This window comes from Pseudomonas sp. BE134 (assembly GCF_031456105.1).
In the GTDB taxonomy this organism is placed as follows: Bacteria; Pseudomonadota; Gammaproteobacteria; order Pseudomonadales; family Pseudomonadaceae; genus Aquipseudomonas.
In genome coordinates, this window is record NZ_JAVDUA010000007.1 from 31,994 (window position 1) to 51,222 (window position 19,229).

General features: G+C 58.0%; 22 protein-coding genes, 1 tRNA gene and 2 pseudogenes. 7 read left to right on the forward strand and 18 right to left on the reverse strand.

Annotation, left to right across the window (positions count from 1 at the left end; all coding sequences use genetic code 11):
- Positions 1 to 18: 18 nt before the first annotated feature.
- Complete coding sequence (locus J2Y56_RS07850; protein WP_007947623.1) at positions 19 to 1,185, reverse strand: MFS transporter; 1,167 nt, start codon at positions 1,183 to 1,185, stop codon at positions 19 to 21.
- 35 nt (positions 1,186 to 1,220) lie between these two features.
- Positions 1,221 to 1,523, reverse strand: a complete 303-nt coding sequence (locus tag J2Y56_RS07855; RefSeq protein WP_007947622.1) for a helix-turn-helix transcriptional regulator — start codon at positions 1,521 to 1,523, stop codon at positions 1,221 to 1,223.
- Positions 1,524 to 1,693: 170 nt separating this feature from the next.
- On the opposite strand from J2Y56_RS07855, the gene J2Y56_RS07860 reads away from it, so the two are divergent.
- On the forward strand, positions 1,694 to 2,272 hold the full coding sequence (locus J2Y56_RS07860; protein WP_007947621.1) for an ACP phosphodiesterase: 579 nt from the start codon (positions 1,694 to 1,696) through the stop codon (positions 2,270 to 2,272).
- A gap of 105 nt (positions 2,273 to 2,377) precedes the next feature.
- On the forward strand, positions 2,378 to 2,722 hold the full coding sequence (locus J2Y56_RS07865; RefSeq protein ID WP_007947620.1) for a YegP family protein: 345 nt from the start codon (positions 2,378 to 2,380) through the stop codon (positions 2,720 to 2,722).
- Between the two features lie 112 nt (positions 2,723 to 2,834).
- Here J2Y56_RS07865 and J2Y56_RS07870 read toward each other — a convergent pair whose 3' ends face one another.
- The 3 genes from J2Y56_RS07870 to J2Y56_RS07880 all read right to left on the reverse strand — a co-directional run bounded on the left by J2Y56_RS07870 (position 2,835) and on the right by J2Y56_RS07880 (position 6,345).
- Positions 2,835 to 3,854, reverse strand: a complete 1,020-nt coding sequence (locus J2Y56_RS07870; RefSeq protein ID WP_150782169.1) for a DUF4917 family protein — start codon at positions 3,852 to 3,854, stop codon at positions 2,835 to 2,837.
- Positions 3,855 to 3,922: 68 nt separating this feature from the next.
- The gene (locus J2Y56_RS07875) at positions 3,923 to 5,092 is read right to left on the reverse strand and encodes a multidrug effflux MFS transporter (protein WP_310349603.1); all 1,170 of its coding nucleotides are present in this window, start codon (positions 5,090 to 5,092) and stop codon (positions 3,923 to 3,925) included.
- Positions 5,093 to 5,109: 17 nt separating this feature from the next.
- Positions 5,110 to 6,345: an aminotransferase class I/II-fold pyridoxal phosphate-dependent enzyme gene (locus J2Y56_RS07880; RefSeq protein WP_310349604.1), complete on the reverse strand. Its 1,236-nt coding sequence runs from the start codon at positions 6,343 to 6,345 to the stop codon at positions 5,110 to 5,112.
- A gap of 473 nt (positions 6,346 to 6,818) precedes the next feature.
- Here J2Y56_RS07880 and J2Y56_RS07885 point away from each other — a divergent pair, with 473 nt between their 5' ends.
- The 4 genes from J2Y56_RS07885 (at position 6,819) to J2Y56_RS07900 (ending at position 9,679) form a co-directional block, all read left to right on the forward strand.
- The gene (locus J2Y56_RS07885; RefSeq protein WP_150782166.1) at positions 6,819 to 7,457 is read left to right on the forward strand and encodes a LysE family translocator; all 639 of its coding nucleotides are present in this window, start codon (positions 6,819 to 6,821) and stop codon (positions 7,455 to 7,457) included.
- Between the two features lie 17 nt (positions 7,458 to 7,474).
- Entirely contained in the window at positions 7,475 to 8,824 is a 1,350-nt protein-coding gene (locus tag J2Y56_RS07890) for a diguanylate cyclase domain-containing protein (RefSeq protein WP_310349607.1), read from the forward strand.
- 116 nt (positions 8,825 to 8,940) lie between these two features.
- A complete protein-coding gene (locus tag J2Y56_RS07895; RefSeq protein WP_007947610.1) occupies positions 8,941 to 9,099 on the forward strand; it encodes a KGG domain-containing protein in 159 nt (52 codons plus the stop codon).
- A gap of 76 nt (positions 9,100 to 9,175) precedes the next feature.
- Positions 9,176 to 9,679, forward strand: coding sequence for a DUF4142 domain-containing protein (locus tag J2Y56_RS07900; RefSeq protein WP_007947608.1), 504 nt, complete (start codon positions 9,176 to 9,178; stop codon positions 9,677 to 9,679).
- A gap of 52 nt (positions 9,680 to 9,731) precedes the next feature.
- On the opposite strand, the gene J2Y56_RS07905 is transcribed toward J2Y56_RS07900, so the two are convergent.
- From J2Y56_RS07905 to J2Y56_RS07915, 3 genes are all read right to left on the reverse strand, one after another.
- Positions 9,732 to 10,142 (reverse strand): low affinity iron permease family protein, encoded by a 411-nt coding sequence (locus J2Y56_RS07905; protein WP_007947607.1) that lies wholly within the window; start codon positions 10,140 to 10,142, stop codon positions 9,732 to 9,734.
- A gap of 237 nt (positions 10,143 to 10,379) precedes the next feature.
- On the reverse strand, positions 10,380 to 10,910 hold the full coding sequence (locus J2Y56_RS07910; protein WP_310349752.1) for an AidA/PixA family protein: 531 nt from the start codon (positions 10,908 to 10,910) through the stop codon (positions 10,380 to 10,382).
- Between the two features lie 124 nt (positions 10,911 to 11,034).
- Positions 11,035 to 11,538: an inclusion body family protein gene (locus J2Y56_RS07915; protein ID WP_007947605.1), complete on the reverse strand. Its 504-nt coding sequence runs from the start codon at positions 11,536 to 11,538 to the stop codon at positions 11,035 to 11,037.
- A gap of 349 nt (positions 11,539 to 11,887) precedes the next feature.
- On the opposite strand from J2Y56_RS07915, the gene tam reads away from it, so the two are divergent.
- Entirely contained in the window at positions 11,888 to 12,658 is a 771-nt protein-coding gene (gene tam, locus J2Y56_RS07920; RefSeq protein WP_310334049.1) for a trans-aconitate 2-methyltransferase, read from the forward strand.
- A gap of 57 nt (positions 12,659 to 12,715) precedes the next feature.
- Here tam and J2Y56_RS07925 read toward each other — a convergent pair whose 3' ends face one another.
- From J2Y56_RS07925 to atzF, 10 genes and pseudogenes are all read right to left on the reverse strand, one after another.
- Positions 12,716 to 12,985, reverse strand: a complete 270-nt coding sequence (locus J2Y56_RS07925; RefSeq protein WP_223511298.1) for a short-chain dehydrogenase — start codon at positions 12,983 to 12,985, stop codon at positions 12,716 to 12,718.
- A 584-nt stretch (positions 12,986 to 13,569) separates the two neighbouring features.
- Positions 13,570 to 13,806 (reverse strand): annotated as a pseudogene (locus J2Y56_RS07930) (type II toxin-antitoxin system HigA family antitoxin); the annotation flags it as partial.
- Positions 13,806 to 13,880: pseudogene (locus tag J2Y56_RS07935) on the reverse strand (type II toxin-antitoxin system HigB family toxin); the annotation flags it as partial. The pseudogenes J2Y56_RS07935 and J2Y56_RS07930, both read right to left, overlap by 1 nt.
- 50 nt (positions 13,881 to 13,930) lie before the next feature.
- Entirely contained in the window at positions 13,931 to 14,338 is a 408-nt protein-coding gene (locus J2Y56_RS07940; RefSeq protein ID WP_007947601.1) for a type II toxin-antitoxin system HicB family antitoxin, read from the reverse strand.
- Positions 14,339 to 14,375: 37 nt separating this feature from the next.
- Positions 14,376 to 14,555 carry a type II toxin-antitoxin system HicA family toxin gene (locus J2Y56_RS07945; protein WP_077184214.1) on the reverse strand — a complete coding sequence of 60 codons (180 nt, stop codon included), beginning with the start codon at positions 14,553 to 14,555 and terminating at the stop codon, positions 14,376 to 14,378.
- A gap of 305 nt (positions 14,556 to 14,860) precedes the next feature.
- Positions 14,861 to 14,934: transfer RNA gene (locus tag J2Y56_RS07950), tRNA-Gly, on the reverse strand.
- 179 nt (positions 14,935 to 15,113) lie between these two features.
- Positions 15,114 to 15,998 carry an alpha/beta fold hydrolase gene (locus tag J2Y56_RS07955; protein WP_150782159.1) on the reverse strand — a complete coding sequence of 295 codons (885 nt, stop codon included), beginning with the start codon at positions 15,996 to 15,998 and terminating at the stop codon, positions 15,114 to 15,116.
- 310 nt (positions 15,999 to 16,308) lie between these two features.
- Positions 16,309 to 17,001 carry a pseudouridine synthase gene (locus J2Y56_RS07960; RefSeq protein WP_007944170.1) on the reverse strand — a complete coding sequence of 231 codons (693 nt, stop codon included), beginning with the start codon at positions 16,999 to 17,001 and terminating at the stop codon, positions 16,309 to 16,311.
- Between the two features lie 57 nt (positions 17,002 to 17,058).
- Positions 17,059 to 17,253 (reverse strand): cysteine-rich CWC family protein, encoded by a 195-nt coding sequence (locus tag J2Y56_RS07965; protein WP_150782157.1) that lies wholly within the window; start codon positions 17,251 to 17,253, stop codon positions 17,059 to 17,061.
- A gap of 187 nt (positions 17,254 to 17,440) precedes the next feature.
- Positions 17,441 to 19,219, reverse strand: coding sequence for an allophanate hydrolase (atzF, locus tag J2Y56_RS07970; protein WP_310349613.1), 1,779 nt, complete (start codon positions 19,217 to 19,219; stop codon positions 17,441 to 17,443).
- Positions 19,220 to 19,229: the final 10 nt, after the last annotated feature.

Genomic DNA, 19,229 nt, shown 5'->3' on the forward strand with positions numbered 1-19,229 from the left:
TCGTGAGGTCTAGGTGGTTTAGTGAGTCGCTGGAGCCAGTTCGGGATTGCCGCTCTGGCGGAAAGTAATCAGGGTCACCAGCAGGGCGAGCACCGCCAGTGCGGCGGCCGCGAGGGGCACGCTGGTCAGGCCGTAGCCGTGGGCGATGACGCTGCCGCCGACCCAGGCACCGAGTGCGTTGCCGATGTTGAAAGCGCCGATGTTCAGGGTCGACACCAGGTTCGGGGCCGCTTTGCCGAAGGTCACTACGTTCACTTGCAGGGCTGGGACGGCGGCAAAACACGCGGTCGCCCAGAGGAACAGGGTGATTTCGGTCGGGATCAGCGCGACGCTGGTCCATGTCAGTACGGTGGACACCACCGCCATGCTGATGAACACGCCGATCAGTGTCGCGGCCATGCCTTTGTCTGCCAGTTTGCCGCCGATGATATTGCCGACGGTCAGGCCCAGGCCGATGAGCATCAATGTCCAGGTCACGCCGCGCGGCGAGACTCCGGTGACTTCGCCGAGCAGCGGCGCGACGTAGGTGAACAGGGTGAAGACCGAGGCGGCGAACAGCGCAGTCATGCTCAGGGACAACCAGATCCCGGCGCCCTTGAGCGCTGCCAGTTCGGCGCGCATGTCGAGTTTTTCTTCATCGCGCTTGGCCGGCAGGAAGCGGATCAGGCCGATCAAGGCAATCACACCGATCACGGTCACGGCCCAGAAGGTCGAACGCCAGCCGGCTTGCTGACCGAGCGCGGTGCCCAAGGGAACGCCGAGCACGTTGGCCAGGGTCAGGCCGGTGAACATCAAGGCCACGGCCGAAGCGCGTTTGTTGGCCGGCACCAGACCTGCCGCCACCACCGAACCGATACCGAAGAAGGCACCGTGGCAGAGAGCCGTGACGACCCGCGCAAACATCAACACGTTGTAGTCACTGGCCAGGGCGCAGAGCAGGTTGCCGATGATGAAAATACCCATCAACGCAACCAGTGCCGCCTTGCGCGGCAGCCGGGCGGTGGCCAGTGCCATGAATGGCGCCCCGATGGCCACGCCCAGGGCGTAACCGGTCACCAGCCAGCCAGCGCCGGGGATCGACACACCGAGGTCCGCCGCCACATCGGGCAGCAGGCCCATGATGACGAACTCGGTGGTGCCGATGGCGAAGGCACTCAAGGCCAGAATGAGGAGCGAGAGGGGCATTGTTTGATTCCTTGTCGGCTGACTGACGTTAAGGGTCAGAGCTCTTTACTGAAGGTCTTGAGGAATTCCTGGATGGTTTCCTCATTACGTTTGAAAAAATGCCACTGGCCGACTTTGCGGCTGCTGATCAGGCCGGCGCGTTGCAGGGTCGCCAGGTGCGCGGACACCGTGGACTGCGACAAGCCGCAACGTTGATCGATCTGTCCGGCGCAAACGCCGTGCTCGTTGCTGTGGGACTGGTCAGGGAATTCGACGTCCGGGTTTTTGAGCCAGTGCAGGATTTCTCGCCGTACCGGGTGTGCCAGGGCTTTTATTATTTCGTCGAAGTCGAGGTTCATGGCTGGGAGCTCGTGATGAGTAAAACGCTATATCGCGATGAGGCGAACTTTAAATCGGTATTTCGCGATATACCAATATAATTTTGCTCTGATGAGCGTATAAATCGGTATATCGGGTTATAACGATACGTGGGTGTATGGAAACAAAGGTGCAGTGCTAAGCTGCGCGGATGAACTATCTCGCACATCTTCACCTCGGTGGCCCGCGTCCCGGTCAATTGCTCGGCAGTCTGTATGGCGATTTCGTCAAAGGACGGCTGCAAGGGCAATACGATCCGGAAATTGAGGCGGCCATCCAGCTGCACCGCAGCATCGACGTGTTTACCGACCGCCACCCGTTGGTGGACGTTTCGTTGTCACGGTTTTCCAGCACTCGCCGGCGATACGCCGGGATCGTGCTCGACGTGTTTTTCGACCACTGCCTGGCACGGAACTGGACGCTATACGCCGACCGGCCACTGGAACTGTTCACCTCTGATGTGTACCGGGTACTGACGGCCGAACCGCAATTGCCCGAGCGCCTGGCGAAGATCGCGCCGCACATGGTGGCGAATGACTGGTTGGGTTCTTATCGGGAGTTCGAGGTGCTGGAGCAGGTACTGCGGGGGATTTCACGGCGATTGACCCGGCCTGAGGAACTGGCGGGGGCGATGCAGGAATTGCGGGTGTTGTATGAACCGTTAAGCGAGGATTTTCGGTTGTTCTATCCACAGCTTCAGGTATTCGCCCAAAACTACCCAGCACCCTAACTCCTGCGGGAGCGGCCCCGCGATGAGGTAGGTACAGGCGACAGATGTCCCGGGCTGGTCTTTACTCTGAAGCGCGAAACATCTTAATTGCCAAGGAGAAAGAGCATGTCTGGATGGTACGAGTTGAGCAAAACCAGCAGCGGCCAGTTTCGGTTTGTATTAAAAGCGGCCAATGCCGAAACCATTCTGGCCAGCGAGCATTACACCACCCGCAGCGCAGCCGACAACGGCATTGCCTCGGTGCAAAAAAACAGCCCGCTGGATGAACGCTACGAAAAAAAGACCACCAAGGATGGCCATCCTTACTTCAACCTCAAGGCCGCCAACCACGAAATCATCGGCAGCAGTGAAGCCTATTCCTCCGAGGCCGCACGGGAAAAAGGCATCGCCAGTGTGAAGGCCAACGGGCCGACCACCGTGATCAAGGACAAGACCTTGCCGGTGCTCTGAACTACACCACCGCTCCCACTTTCGACTGCATTTGTACTGGAGGAACGCGATTAAAGGTGGGAGCGAGCCGGCTCCGGGCGGCGATCCGACGATGGCGTCAGCCGCGTCGCCACTAAACCTCGACTGGAACCGTCAGCTTCGGACTCCCCAACGCATGCGTCTTCGAATCAAAAAACCGCAGCTCTGATCCCGTCCCCTCGAACACCTTCGCGTAATGCCGCTTCTGATGCTGGATAAACGCTTTGCTGCGCGGGTAAATCGAGATTGCCACCACCGTCGGTTTTGCCTGGCGCAGTGCATGAACGATATGGCTGTCTTGCTCACCTAACGCATGACCAAAGACGCACAACCCGTCGCCATGCCCCAACAACTGGTCATAACAAAACGACAGATAATCCGAGCTGCGAATGGTCTTGAGCTTGTCCTGCGCCGGCCCTTCGTTCACAAACAGCGGCACGTCATCCAGCGTCTTGATCGTATTGTTGATCGCGAAACTGCCGAGCAACGTGCCCTCGGTCGACATCAGTTTGCGCGCTGTGCCGTCCTGATTGCGCACCAGATGCAATCCACCGTGCAGGTACAACAAACGGGTTTTATCGGTCGTCGTGGTGCTCAGGTCAAAACCCGGCTCGGTGCCCTGGAACAGGTCGGTGATCGCGTCTGGTTGATGCTGGATCGACCAGTAATTGAGCAAGTCATAGTTTGTGGTAAATACCGTCTGATAGGAGCCCAGTTCCCGGCTGATGGTCGCCAGGGTTGAAGGCACCACCAGCCGCCACGGAATATGCACGGCATGCACGGTGTTGATCAGCGCTTCCTTGACTGCGTAATAGCGATTGCGCGGTGCGGCGGAGCTGACCGCCAGCGCCTTGTTGACCCGGCTGGTGGTTTTCAGCGCGCTCAGTACTTGCTCGAAACTGCGTGTCTGCATCGCCTCGAACACGCTCAGCTCGGATTGGCTCAGGGGTTTCTCTTCGACGGTGCGCGCATTCTCGAACAGCGAGTCGTAACCAAAATCGTCCCACACGGCGCGGCTGGCGCCGTTGCCCACCAGCAAACCGCTGAACGAGGCGGTGGCGCGCAAGGCGTTCCAGTCTTCAAGTTGGGCATCAACATCCTGGAAATCGGTCATTGCGGTGGTCGTCTCGAAGCAAGGGGCTAATGGGCGGCGACTTTATCACGGTCGGGCAACGAGTCAGATCAACATGTGTTTTGGCGCCCCGGCGCGAGCATCACGCAGAGCATCGCGCCCACCGCCAGCAACGTGCACAGCAGCGAGAGTGGCCACGCCTGCTGACTGGCAATCAGGCTGGCGATACCGCCAATGACCGCAGCCATCAGTTGATGAATAAAGCCGCTCAGGGCCATCGCATAAGCACCACCGACCGGTGAACCGTCGTTAGCCAGCGACAAGCTGGTCGGGTAGGTCAGCGATTGCCCGAACACCGCCACGCAATAGGGCAACCAGAACAGCAGCGCAAGGCTGGTGCCGGCAATATTGCCCAACAACATCACCGCGCTGCCCGCCAGCACCAGCCCGACGCCGGCCGCCATCAATCGGCGCTGACCGGTGCGCAGTACCAAGCCATTGACCGCCAACGCTCCCAGAAAATACGCCGCGCTGATCGGCCAGCCCAGCAGTCCGTATTCCACCGCCGACCAATTGAACGGACCTTGCAGAATCAGCGGCGCGGCGGTGTTGAAGGCGACGATCACCCCATAACCGAGGCCGCCGGTGAGGGCCGGTAGCAGGAAGGCACGATCGCGCAGAATGCGCCCGTAACTTGGCCACGCAGACGACTGCACGTTGTCCTCGGCCAGCACAGCAAACGGGACCCGCGCCACAACCGTCGCCATCAACAGGCTCGCGCCCCCCAGCAGATAGAAGATCGCTGGCCAGCCCAGCGCTACCTGAATAACCGACCCCAGGTACTGGCCGATTCCCAGCGCCACCACGAATGAAATCGAAATCCACGACAACGCCTTCGCCAGCAGATCGCCGCGAAAGCTATCGCGGATCAGCACCCGGGCCATCACCGAAATTCCGCTGGCACCGATGCCTTGAATCAGTCGAATCATCAGGAACGATTCAAGTGTCTGGCTCAGCGGCAGTACGAGGTTGCCCAGCCCATAAATGCCCAACGCCGCGAGCAATACCGGTTTGCGACCGATGCGCTGACCGAGGCTGCCCCAGAACAACATCGGCATCGCCATGCCGATCAAGTACACTGCCAGCCCCCAGGACACCTGCGAGGCCTCGGCGGACAGGTACCGAGCCATCTCCGGTAGCGCCGGCAGGTAAATGCTCATGCCCAATTGAGCGAGAAAAACCGTGCTGCAAGTGACAAGGAGGGTGCTGCGGCTCTTCATGACATCTTCCCTGGTGTTCAATCGCCGGCGACTTCGGCAGGCGTGCATAAAAGCTCGGTGACGAGCTCACAAAAGTGGCGGATCAGCATCGGTTCCATGTCGGCCCGCAAGGTGATTCTCACAGCCGCCTTGCCTTGGGCAACTACCGGAAAAAACACCGCCGAGGTGAAGAAACCGAGGTTGGCCAATTCGATGGCGATGCGGTTGGCCCGTGCCGCTTCACCGCAGTGGATCAAGCGAATCGCCATGTTGCTGCCGTGCTGTGCGGTTCGGATCAGGCTGTCAAAGAGCCGGATATTAACCTGAAGTTTTTCCTGTAACGCGGCAAATGCCGGCGTTTGATGCAACTGGATGGAGGCTCTGCCCGCACCGATGGCCGCGCTGTTCAGGCTTTGTGACCAGTTGCTGGGACCGCCGTAGCGTTGAACCAGCTTTTTCTGCCGTTCATTGCCCTGCATCACCAGCCCGCCGCTGGCGCCAAATGACTTGGCCAGTGAGGCAACGACCAGGCCGTCATCTTCCAGGGCCTGAAACCTGGGGCGCACCAGGCCGGCACCGAATGTGCCGACGGTGGACAGCGCGTGGGAGTCGTCGAGATAGAGAAACAACCCATAACGGTCCTTCAGGTACAAAAGGCTGTCCATGTCGGCGACCCCGCCCATGCTGTACGCATCGTCGGCAACATACGCGACCCTGGTGTTTTGCTGGCATTGCGTTTCCAGAAAGTCCATGTCGTTGTGCGGACTGGTCACGACTCTGGTTTCATCAGCGCAGGCGGCTTTCAGGTGATTCATCGAGTAGTGCGCCAACCGGTCAAACACCATCACCGGCGGCCGGTTTTCGGTGAACACGCCGCTGGCCAGCAGCGGCAGGATGCCGGCACTTGCCGCGCTGCACGACAAGGTGCTCAGGCAGGTGGCACCGAACAACGCTGACAGCTCGGATTCGTACTGTTCGAGGATCGCCAGTTTGCAGCGGTTTTTTGAGTTGGCCACGCGCAGGGTGCCGGTTTCCCACAAGGTGGTCATGGCGCCGTCGAGCAGGTCGGTATGGTGATCCAGGCCCAGATAAGATGTGGTGCAGAAGTGATGAAAGGCGCGTCCGTGCTGGTCAACCATGCGGTTGCTGCTTCTGATGTCGACATTCAGTCCCGCGACCTTGCCGGCTTCTGCGACTTCCCAGTCGTGATCGGCCAGCGAGATCAGTTTTCGATAGTTGGTGAAGGTATTTGCCGCGTGCGTGGTCTGGTCCATTTGAAGTGTCTGTCCTTGAGTGGTGAAGCCATCCGTGTGTGTTGCCAGACTTTACAGAGTGCGACGTTGACGCTGAATCGGCCGTTTCCGCTTCGGTCGAGTGTTACAAGATTTTTATGTGTAGGACGATGGCTGTGTGGGTGTGAGGCAAAACCCGGTTGTCCTGCCCATTCAGCCGCACAGAAGTCAGCGAGCCCTCCATGCTGCAAAAAGCCAGAGCCGCCGTCTCGACCTGCTCACCCTCCAGTTGTTCGTCGCCGTCCACGAAGAGGGCACGCTGACCGTATTTCATACCTGTAAACGATGTCTCCGGTTTAGAACGTAAAGGATGTCTCCGGTTTATACCGTGGGGATCAGGCGTTGAACGGGTTGAATGGGCGGATTGGCGAGGGAATAGCGCGCGGTTGATGATTGGGGCGTGCGCGCTGGGATAGACTGGTGTCCATTCGCTCATTGGTTCATCTGGACTTCCCATGACCCCATCGCTGCTAATGGCTGTTCTCGCCTCGGGTTTCATCTATGGCATCACGCCGGGGCCGGGTGTGTTGGCGGTGTTCGGCATTGGCGCGGCGCGTGGTCGACGGGCTGGAGCGGGGTTCTTGTGTGGGCACCTGCTCGGGGATGTGGTCTGGTGCAGCACCGCGTTGATCGCGATTGTCGGCGCGCGGGAAATCGGCAGCACGGCGTTCGATGTCTTGGGTGTGCTCAGTGGCCTCTATTTGTTCTGGCTCGGTTTGCGCGCTGTACGGGCGAAACGCAGCAGTGCCGAGGCGCCTCAAGGGCCGGCTCGCCAGCCGTTCTGGCACGGCATATTGTTCGGTCTGACCAATCCCAAGGCGTACCCGGTGGCGGTGGCGACGTTTACGGCGCTGTTGTCCAGCCGTGCGGAGCTGCTGCACTGGTCGATGTTGCCGTGGTTGATTGTCCTGAGTTTCGTCGGTGGTTTGATCGCTTACGCTATCCTCATCGGTATAGTTGGTGCACGGCAGGTTCGGACCTTGTATCAGCGTCATGAACTGGCGATCACCCGGTTGTGCGGGGTCATGTTTATCGGTTTTGCCATTAATGCCCTGGCGCACGCGTTGCCCGGGCTGGTCACGAACAAGGCTTGAATCCAGAGCAGGGCTCCATGGCAAACAGTAACTCCGCACCGCTGGCAAGCTACCTCGATCTGTTGCTCGACGCCGTTTGTGCGGTCGACAAGCAAGGTCGCTTCGCATTTGTCAGTGCGGCTTTCGAGCGCATTTTCGGTTACACCCCCGACGAGATGATCGGCCAGTCGATGATCGATCTGGTGCATCCTGCCGATCGCCAGCGCACGCTCGATGCCGCGCGGGAAATCATGGGCGGCGAGCCCAAACTCAACTTTGAAAACCGTTACCTGCGCAAGGACGGCCAAGTGGTGCATATCCTCTGGTCGGCGCGCTGGTCGGAAGTCGATCAATTACGTATCGCGGTGGCCCGGGACATCACCGAACGCAAGCAGGCCGAGTCCCGGCAAGCCGCGTTGTATGCGATCTCTGAGGCAGCTCACGCAGCAGAAGACTTGCTGACGCTGTTCAAACGCATTCACCTGATCATTGGTGAATGGCTGCCCGCGCTGAATTTCTCTGTGGCGCTGTATGACGAACACTACGGGCAATTGAATTTCCCTTATCACGTCGACGACGATGAACTGCAACCCGAGCAGCCTGGCATTATGACCGAACGCCTGTGTGCGGAAGTGATACGCAGCGGTCAGCCGATTTTACTGTCCCCGGAGCAGGACAATTCGTACGCGGGCTTCGAGATGTCGATCGAAGACCCGAATTCGCCCTGCTGGCTGGTTGTGCCACTGAACTCGAAAAACGGCACCATCGGCGCGCTCATCGTCAAAAGCGTACCGGGGGGCGAGCGCTACACCGAGCAGGACAAGGAACTGTTGCAATACGTCTGCGCGCAGGTCGCGACCGCCATCGAGCGCAAGCAATTGCATGCCCGGCTGCAGCAAATGGCGCAGTACGATCAGCTGACTCAACTGCCCAATCGCGGGCTGCTGCGTGATCGTCTCAAGGCTTCATTGGCGCAGGCTCGCGCAGAGGGCGGGCGCATGGCGTTGCTGTACGTCGACCTTGATCGCTTCAAGGACGTCAACGACACCCACGGCCATACGGTGGGCGACATGCTCTTGCAAGCGGTGGCCAATCGGCTCAAGGGTTGCGTACGCGAAACCGACACCGTGGCACGCATCGGCGGCGACGAGTTTGTGGTGTTGTTGCACAGCATCCACGCTTCGGAAGACGCCGACAGGGTGTCGGAAAAAATCCTTCAGGTCCTGGCGCAGCCGCTGCGTCTGGACGGGCATAACCTGAACATCCAGATCAGCATAGGCGTCGCTCATTTCCCCGAGCACGGCACCGAAGAACAGCAGCTGCTCAGGCATGCCGACGAGGCCATGTACACCGCCAAACGCCAGCATCATCTGCGCCTCGAAGTCTGAAGCGGTGCCGCCGTTCGTCGCGGCTTTTTCAGCTTTTCTAAACCTTTTTAGGCTCCTCGATTCTGATTTTATGCGGGCTGTTGCTCGCCTGGGTCCTAACCAAGAGGTAGAGAATCATGCCTAATTCAAGAAACTCGAACTCGGGAAACTTCGCCAACGATCGAACGAAGGCGTCTGAAGCCGGTCGTAAAGGTGGGAAAACTACCACCACGACTGTAGATAAAGACTCTTCGAAACCCGAAATGGGCCGCAAAGGTGGTCAGAAATCCAAGTAGTGATTGAACGTGGTTTTTGATTGAGAGGCGGGGGCGCAAGCTCCCGCTTGAATTTTTTTACAAGGAGGGCGCGACCATGAACAGGATGGCCACCCGAATACGTCATGCAGGTTTTGTCACGTTACTGAGCCTGTGTGCCAGCAGCGCTTTTGCCCAGTCCCCCGCAGAATTCATCGACGATGCGTCGGCCCAAGGCATGGCCGACATTGAAGCGAGTCGACTGGCGCACCAGAAAACCGAATCCAAAGAGGTCAAGGACTACACGATCGTTGTCATCAACGACCGCACCACTGCGAACCAGCATCTGGCGAAAATCGCCAAACAACTGGATTTGCCAGTGGCCCCGCGCGAAGAAGTGGTCGACAAGGCCAAAGCGTTGATGCCGCAAGTGTTGGACGGTGCAACCTTTGATCAGGCCTACGCCGCCAGTCAGGTGAAAACCACCCAGGCAGCCATCGAACAACTTCAGCAAGAAGCGCAGACCACCGACGTGCCGGAAATCAAAGCCTTCGCTGAAGAGACCCTGCCCAAACTGCAAAATCATCTGCAAATGGCCAGGGCGTTGCAGGCCGGTCGCTAGTGGCATTTACTACAAACGGCGCGTGACTTACATCACGCGCCGTTTTTTTGGCTCAGCACTCATTCAAATTTTGTTTGTGTCGGCTCGACGACGCCAGCCCCGCCAGGTCATGTACCTCGTTTTCACCCATGGCGCGATAGTATTTGCGCAGCGCCTCCAATTGCTTGAGGTCCAGTATCTCCAGCCCCAGCATCGCGTTCTTTGCCTCCTTGTTCACCCGCAGCAACTCGTCGATTTTCAAATGCAGAATGTCGGTATCGCGGTTCTGCGTGTTCTGGATCAGGAACACCATCAGAAAGGTGATGATCGTGGTGGACGTGTTTATGACCAATTGCCAGGTGTCGTTGAAACCGAAAATCGGCCCGCTCAAGCCCCACAGGGCAATCAGAAGTAGCGCCGCCATAAACGTCTTGGGACTGCCGGCCCACAGGGCGAGTTTCTGCGAGATTTTTGCGAATTTCATTGCCGTGTTCCTTATAGGGATGCGCCTGAATTTCAGACAGCGACGGCCTGTTGAAAATTCTACTGACATTTCCGGATTCGCTTGCGACTCGAGTTTTGTAGCAGCTGGCGAAGCCTGCGTCCGGCTGCGTAGCAGTCGTGAAATCATGCGGCTCGGTGTTTCAGTGAGACCGATAGCTTAGGGTTTACGACTGCTGCGCAGCCGGACGCAGGCTTCGCCAGCTGCTACAAATTGCGTCTAGTCAATTAGCTTCACTTCAAGGGTCCAACTGAAGTAACCCAACGCCTCGCAGCTTTTGTTGATCAGCATGAAATTCAGCTCGCACGCCGCTACCCCGGAGGACAGTCGCTTGCATTCCCAATAATGATCGGCAATCACATGGTTACCCGGCTCGGTTGGATTTGCAGGGTCTGGCGCAGCTATCGTCAGGTTGCCATGGACCACCAACTTGGGCGCTGACAGTACGCCGGCATCGCCCACGGACATCTCGTAAAACACCACACTGTGTTCTGCGAGCAAACTGACGGTTCTTCCACGGATATGGAACGTTGTCCCGTTATCCTCGCTCAACGTCATATTGCTGTCATTATTGGCATTTTTTTGGCCGCTGATGGCAAAGATAAAGCCATCCTCGATCACCGTCGGAAGTTGCGGTTTGAGGCTGGGTTGCGGATAGCGCGAAAGCAATGATTCGGCATCGACGATCAGCAATACATTGCTCGTGGTCGCGACGCTGGATGAAGGGGATTTGATCGGTTTGGAAGTCATCATGGATTCCTTTCATGATGTTGGCACATGACGGCAGCCGCTTCTGTTCATGCAAGACATCCCGTTCCTGTCGAGGCGGCAACGCATTCGGCAAGCCCCTTGTTGCCAAGGGGCCAGACGCTCGTCAGTTTCTGATGGTGATGAACGGGTCCCACGAACAGCAGCCGACGATCTTGCACTCGCGGTCCACGATCAGGAAGTGGAAGTGGTAGGTCACACTGCCGCACGAAAGAGTCTCCGAAGACCAGTAATGGTTATCGACTTTTTGACAGCTCGGCACCGAAGGATTGCTGGGGTTGGGGACGGCAACGCAAGCTGTTGCCTTGCGCGGTGTGGGGGTGGAGATCAACTCGTTGCCGACATTGCCAGTGAACTTGTAGAAAATAACGGCGGTTTCAAAACTAAGTGACAGGCTGGTTTCCCGCCAGCGAATCAAATCGCCCACTTGAGCTTTCAAGTTCAATTCGCCACCGGCCTGGCCACTGACCACGTTGTTCTGGTTGGTGACCATATACATGTAATTGACGTCGATCATTGTCGGCGCAGCGGGGTTTTTGCTGATATTGGGGTACTTTTTCAGAATGGTTTCGGTGTCGATTGAAACCAGTACATCCGTAACTCGTGACATAGTGAATCTCCTTTTTCATAGTGAACGCCTGGCATCTTTCCAGGCACAACAACGATTGCTTGCCTTGCGGTCGTTGCGCAAACACTACGGACGGAATCCACCTATCACAAAGATGAGCTGGCCTTGCTCCTTGCATGCATACAGCAGGTTCGGGTTCCTTCCGACGGGCCGCGATTGGACTATAGATGCGAAATCTTGACTGTCAAAACTGCTTTGTGGCTGGATCGACGAGCGGTCGACGTTTTGTGTTCTTCAATGGTCGGGATAGAGCCGCGCACGCTGGTGGAGGTATCGTATCGAACCGGTTGTCTGCCTCTGGCCCACAACAACGCACCGACAGGAGAACGCAATGAGTTGGTCCGCCAAACAATACGTCGCTTTTGAAGATGAACGCACCCGTCCGGCGCGGGATCTGCTCGCCGCCATCCCGCCCGTGGACGCGCATTCGGCCATCGACATCGGTTGTGGCCCCGGTAACTCGACCGAGTTACTGGTCGAGCGCTTCACCAGCGCTACGGTACGTGGCGTCGACAGTTCGACCGACATGATCGAGGCCGCTCGCAAGCGCTTGCCAACCGTGCAGTTCGACACCGTTGATATCGGCACCTGGAACGACAGCGGCCCATTCGACGTGATATTCGCCAACGCAGTGTTGCAGTGGTTGCCCGATCACGCGACGTTACTGCCTTCACTGGCCGGCAGACTGACCAAGGGTGGAAGCCTGGCCATTCAAATGCCCGACAACCTCAACGAACCGTCCCACCGCCTGATGCGAGAAGTGGCCGCCGAGGGGCCGTGGGCCAGCAAACTGGCGGACGCCGCCGGGCAACGCACAGAGATGGCGAGAGTCAGCGATTACTACTCGATGCTGCGACCTCACTGTGCGCGAGTAGATGTATGGCGCACCACTTACCATCACCCGTTGGCGGGCGGTGCATCGGGCGTGGTCGAGTGGTTCAAGGGCAGCGGATTGCGGCCGTTTCTTGCACCGCTGGATGAGATGGAAAAGACGCAATACCTCAAGCAGTACCAAGCTGCGATTGAGCAGGCTTATCCGGCGTTGAGTGATGGTTCGGTGCTGTTACCGTTTCCGCGGTTGTTTATTGTCGCGACTCGGTAAGGCGCAATGGTCGGCCATGAAATGCAAAGGGCGCCCCGAAAGGCGCCCGCTATCACGTCAGGATGGTTCCGCATCCATGCGTCGAGCGATGACATCCAGCACATCGCAACCGTCGCGCAAGGGCACGCAGCAGAGCAATGCGAAGTCGCTGAGGATGACCGAGTCAGTCGTGATGTCACCTCGCATTGCGAGGTTTTCGAGGATCTGCGTCACGGCCCGAATTCTGTAACTGGCGGTGCTGAGCAGGGAGTGCAGCGGTTGGGTGGTGTTGACGAACAGGGAAGGGAGATCGTCGGCGTTGCTGGTTAAAGCCATATATTCTTTCATGCGTGAGTACCGTTAGTAGGTGGAAGACCTACCACTCAATCGTCGCCAAACAATAGGGTGGTAGCTGTACGCAGGTTGGCGAACCGGACAACGGTAAAACCGGCAGACCCGAAGGTCTCCCACGCACAGCCACCAAAAAAAGCGCAGCAAAGTGCAGTCAGAAAATGCTCCGGAAAAACTCGGAGGTTTCTGAATCGTTGTCATCGAGTCGCCAAACCCGATACGCCATTTGGGCGCGGATCGGACTATAGGCCTCGTGACAAAGACACAGCAATGCGCAAGTGTACGGACAATTCCCAGTGTCGTGTAGGACGTTGCCTTTTCGAAAGTTGGTCACTTTTGTGCCACCAGTGAATGGGTGATCGGCACCTGATTAGGCAGGCGTTGATTGGCAATTCACAAATCCCACCCACAAAAAAACGGTCGCCAAGTACGAATGCCGATTTTTTAAGGTGCAAAACCTGTGGGAGCGAGCCTGCTCGCGATGGCGGATTGTCAGGCAACGCAAGTGTTGGCTGTGCCAACGTCATCGCGAGCAGGCTCGCTCCCACAAGGATTGCGGTAACTGATTGGCATTAGTCACTGATGAAAGGTTCCAGATCGCGAGGGGTCAGGCCTTGCTGATCCATGCGGAATTTGATGGCCTCAATCGGATCGGAGGGCGGCATTGGGTAATGCTCGTCTTCGTATTTCTCGATGAGCAGCGCCAGAATTTCCAGCTCATCGCCTTCAGGTGAACCAATGTCTGCCCCCCACAGTTGCTCCACTCGAGCAAATGCAGCGGCCAAGTCTTCCTGGCTGCGAATGGGTTTAATGTTCATTACACGGTCTCCGCGTTGATCTGATCACATTGGGCGTGGGTGCCAACGAATCTAATGAAGCCGAGCTGTCGTTGACAAAAAACCGGCCACTCGGGCCGGTTGATAGATCACTGAAATAAGGTCATCAGCTTTGCTGCAATACCTTAAGTGCTGCCGAGGCAAGAAAACCTGAACGGCTTTTCTCTTCGGGATGATGCAGTACGTACTCATCGATGCGGTTGAGCAGGTAGCCGGGCAGTGTGATATTGAGTTTCTGGGCTTTGCCCAGATACTTGGTTACATCAATATCCACCAGAGCCCAGGTGCAGCCTGCGTACTGCGGATTGGCCGCATGAAGAGTGACTTTGTTCGCGGGCGGAATCGGCGAACCGTCTTCGGCCAGAATTTCGAAATGGCCCTCAATGGCTTCGCGAGCCATCGCCATCGCATCGTCCAAATCTTCACCGGCAGAGAAGCAGCCAGGAATATCCGGTACATCCACGCCCCAAGCGTGGTCGTTATCGCCTATTGAAATCGCAATCGGATAAAGCATGTTCATTGTCCTCCTGGGACGCCGCGCGTGGAGATCGTCAGAGCAGCGCCTGTTGCAAAATACTGATCGCCGTTTTTTTGAGCAGATCCTTTTTCGGATGAGGAACTGTCACCAGCCCTGGTTTGGTCGGATGCTTGAAGTGATGATGACTCCCCCTGATTCGAACCAGGTACCAGCCATCCGCAACGAGTTGGCTTATCAAAAATCGACTATTCACATCACCTCCCTGTGGTGTGCTTAGGTGGTTACTATACCTACTGAATTTTTACGATCAACACTATAACCACTGAGCCTTCTCTGGCGGCGCTGATCAGGTGCGAAGAAATCAGTCTAGGAGGGCGGGAAGAGAGGGGTTGTTGATAACCTCAAATGAGGCGTTTTCTGTATTGCAGGGTTTTGCATCCCTACCGAAACGCCACGTTGTTCAATTTTCAGGCATAAAAAAACCGGCCACTCAGGACCGGTTTTTTTTATCTGTATGTCCCCCGTCAAAACCATCTCAACGTGAGACCAAAATTCGATTGGAGCGGGTGAAGGGAATCGAACCCTCGTTATCAGCTTGGGAAGCTGGAGTAATGCCATTATACGACACCCGCTCAGAGCGGCTGACTTTGTACCAGATGTGCGCGCGGAAATGAAGTTTTTCTTTGCACGAGACGACTTTAGCGCAGGTGAAACAGGCCAAGACCGCGAGGCGGTCTTTCGCGGGCAAGCCACGCGCCTACAGGAATGCATTCAACACTGTAGGACGGGGCTTGCTCGCGAGGACGCTGTTTCAGATTGCCAGTGCATGGTGATCCTTGACGTAGTGGTAACGCGTTCGGCTCTCATGCTGTGATGGTGTCAGGAACCCCAGCAGTGCATTGCGGCTGTCTCGGCAGGCGGCTTTGTGTTCCATGTCGAGAAAGTGGCCGGTGGCTTCCAGTGTCGTGAAGGTGGCGTTCTGAACGTGGTTGGCGAACAATCGCGCGCCATCGGCGGCGGTGTATTCGTCCCATTCGCCATTCATGAACAGCACCGGTACGTTGATTTTCTCCGAGGCTTTGAGGAAGCACTGGCGATCACTGTGCAGCAGGTCGCTGATGTGGAAGTGCATCTGCCCGTATTCATGATCGGCCAGGCTGCTGACGTGCCGGTAGTTGAAGCGCTTGAACAGGGTCGGCAAGTGTTTGCCGATGGTGCTGTTCACCAGGTTGCCGACCCGGTCGCCATCCCGGCTGCCGAGGTAATCGACGCCGCGCTCGAGGTAATCGAGCATGTGTGCGTTGATCTCCGGGGAGAACGAACTGATCACGGCTTTTTCGATCCGTCGTGGCTGATGGGCGAGGGCGACCAGGGTCGCGGCGCCGCCCCAGGAAAACGACAGCACGTGTTCGGCGCCGAAGTGGTCGATCAGCTCCAGGAGGATCTGCCCTTCGACTTCCTTGGTCAGCAATTTCTCATGCAGGTTGTGGGCTTTGGACCTGCCCGCGTAGGGCTGGTCGTAGCAGACCACGTTGAACTGCGGATGGAGGTTTTTCACGGTTTGTGCAAACGACGCAGTCGTGGCCATCGAGCCGTTGACCAAGATAATGGTCTTCTCTGCGGCGTCTGCGCGATAGAACTCCGTGTAGACCCGATACTGACCCTGTATATCCAGCACAGCGATTTCTGGCCTCATGTCATATGACTCCTGGCAAGCGGGTATGCGCGCAACTGAGATTGCACGAGCTTTGTGACAGGTAGGCATACGCCTGAAATTTTGGAGCCCATGTCGATCCGGTAGCAGGTCGACGGGTATTATTATTGGCGGGCAGTCTGTCGGTTTGAAGCGGAACCTGAGGGTTCTCTAACCGGCAAAAAGTTTCTTAGAGGTATGTGGTGACTCATCAGTCACATTTCGGCTGACGACCTGATTCAAGCAGGGTAGACGCCTTCGTGCAAGACCCATTGGTAAATTGTTCGACAACTTCTGCTGAGCGGTCGCCTGCTTAGATCAAATGAATCTCTTCGGTGCGCAATGCACGGTACTCGCCCGGTTTTAGCGCGTTATCGAGCACCAGCGGGCCCATGCGCTCGCGGTGCAGGCGCAGGACCTTGTTGTCGAAGTGGCCAAACATGCGCTTGACCTGGTGATACCTGCCTTCGACGATGCTCAGACGCGCCGACTTCGGCCCCAGCAGCACGAGCTCGGCGGGCTGAGTGGTGAGGTCTTCGAAAGCGAAATACAGTCCTTCGGTGAATTTCAGCGCGTACTCCGGCCCGATGTCTTGTTCGGTCTCGACGTAGTAGACCTTGGGCAGTTTGGTTTGCGGTTGGGTCAGGCGTCGCGACCAGCTGCCGTCGTTGGTGATCAGCATCAGTCCGGTCGTGTTGAAGTCGAGGCGACCGGCGATGTGCAACTCGTCCTTGTCCGGCTCATGGATCAGGTCGAGAACCGTCGGGTGCTCCGGGTCGCGGGTGGCGCTGACGCAGCCGGGTGGCTTGTGCAGCATGAAGTAGCGTGCGGGCTTGCCGACTTGCAGGACCTCGTCGTTGACTTCGACGCGGCTGAACTCGAGCACTTCGGCGTGCGGGTCGCTGACGATTTTTCCGTCGATCCGCACGCGCTTTTCGACCAGCAACAGGCGTACCTGCTTACGGTTGAAGCGCGGCAGGTTGCTGAGGAAACGGTCAACGCGCATGGCAAGGGATCGGAGGGAAAAGGGCCGCGTATCTTACGTGATCGGCCGGGCGCGTGCTTACAGCTGCGCTTCGACCTGCGCACAGCGTGGGCACAGGCAGGATTTGTCACGCAGTTCGGGCGGCAGCGCTGCGATCACGGCCGGGTCGATGCTGACGCTGTAGCACCAGCAGGCGCGATCAGCGGTTTGCGGGACGGCCAGGGTGCAGTCATTGGACGCGCCGCAGGCTGGGCAGAGTTCAGGCCGGTTCATAAAAGGTTACTCATGATGCGAGTGAGACGATGCCAAGCATTCTAATGGGACTGTCGGGAAATAACTGCTGCAATTGCGCTGAACCTTGTGGGAGCGAGCCTGCTCGCGATGGCGGAGTATCAGTCGACATCATAGGTGAATGTGCTGACGCCATCGCGAGCAGGCTCACTCCCACAGGGGGTGGTGTTCAGGCCAGGGATTGCAGGTATGCACGCCATCCACCGAGATGGCTGATATCCACAGCCCCCTCCAACCCATACGCCTCGCAGATGAACCCGCTCTCCCAGCGTCCATCCGCCAGTTGCACCTTGCCCAACCCGAGAGGCGCCGGAATTCCGGTCAGGAACGAGCCCAATTCACTGCTCGGCACTTCCCAAACTTCCACCGCAATCGCCACACCGCCATCCTTGACCCGAACCATCCCCGGACGAAACGGTGGGCCACCGGCCAAGGCGTACAGTTGATAGTCCGGCGAACTGAATGTCGACTCGACCAACTGAGCCCCACGCCGCTTCAATTGCCAGTTCAGCGCCAATCCATCCAGATGCGCGCCACACACCACCAACCGTGCCCGATCGTTGCGCGCATCTGCCGTTGGTGCCGGTGTAGTCAAACCTTGCTGGCGCTGGAAAGCATCCGCCACGCTCAACAAATACTGATCGGTAAACGCCCGGCCAAACAGCGTCACGCCCCATGGCAGACCATTGCCCATGAAAGCGCTGGGCACGGCGACGGCGGCGTAATCGAGCAGGTTCATGAAGTTGGTGTAGTAACCCAGTTCCGAATTGCGCAGCACCGGTTCGGCGTCCAGCTGCGCCAATGTCACCGGGCGGCCGATGGTCGGCGTGACCACGTAATCGAGCCCTTCCAGCGCCTTGTCGCACAGCGCCTTCAGGGCTTGCAGGCGGTACTGGGCGCGGAAGGTTTGCACGCCAGTCACCGCCGGCGCTTTGGCCAGCACCGCTTGAATCACCGGCAGCACCGCTTCAGGTTTTTGCTCCATCAATTCCCCGGCCACGCTATAGCGCTCGGCCACCCAAGGCCCTTCGTAGAGCAAACGGGCCGCTTCGAGAAACGGCGACATGTCCAGTTCGACGGCTTCACCGCCCAACGCCTTGAGCTGGTCGATGGCATCCCCGAACAGTAGCGGGCCTTCGGGGCAACCGAAGAACTCCAGGTCCTGCGCGCGCGGCACGCCGAAGCGCAAAGGGCGCGGCGTGCCGAATGCCGAGCCGTCGTTCCACTGCGGGTTGCTGCGGCTGTATTCGTCGCGCGGGTCGAGGTGTGCAGTGAGCGCCAGCAATTGGCTGGCCTCGCGAGCCGTCGCCGTGAAGGTCGTCACACAATCGAGCGTGCGACAGGCCGGCACCACACCCGCTGTGGAGATCAAACCTTTGGTGGCTTTGAGTCCCACCAGATTGTTCAAACCTGCGGGCACACGCCCCGATCCTGCCGTGTCCGTGCCCAGCGAAAAACTCGCCACACCCAATGCGACCGCCAGCGAAGATCCGGCGCTGGAACCGCCCGACGGATACTCCGGCAACACGCTGTTCGGGCACGCGCCATACGGCGAGCGGCTGCCGTTGAGGCCGGTGGCGAATTGATCGAGGTTGGTCTTGCCCAACGGAATCGCCCCCAGCGCCAGCAATTGCTCGACGATAGTCGCCGAACGCTCTGGCACATAGGCAAAGTCCGGGCACGCCGCTGTGGTCGGTATGCCCGCCAGGTCGATGTTGTCCTTGATCGCAAACGGCACGCCGTACAGCGGCAGGCTGTCGATGTCGCGGTCGTCGAGGGCGGCGAGGTACGGTTCCAGTTCTTCGGCACTGAGCAAGTGGATGAACAGGTGATAGTCCGGGTTCAGCGCGGCGGCTTTGTCGCGCAGGCTCGACAGCAGTTTTCGAGGTGTGATGCTGCCGTCGCGGTAAGCGCTGCGCAGGGCGTCGAGTTGCAGATTGAGGGTCATGGGGTTAATC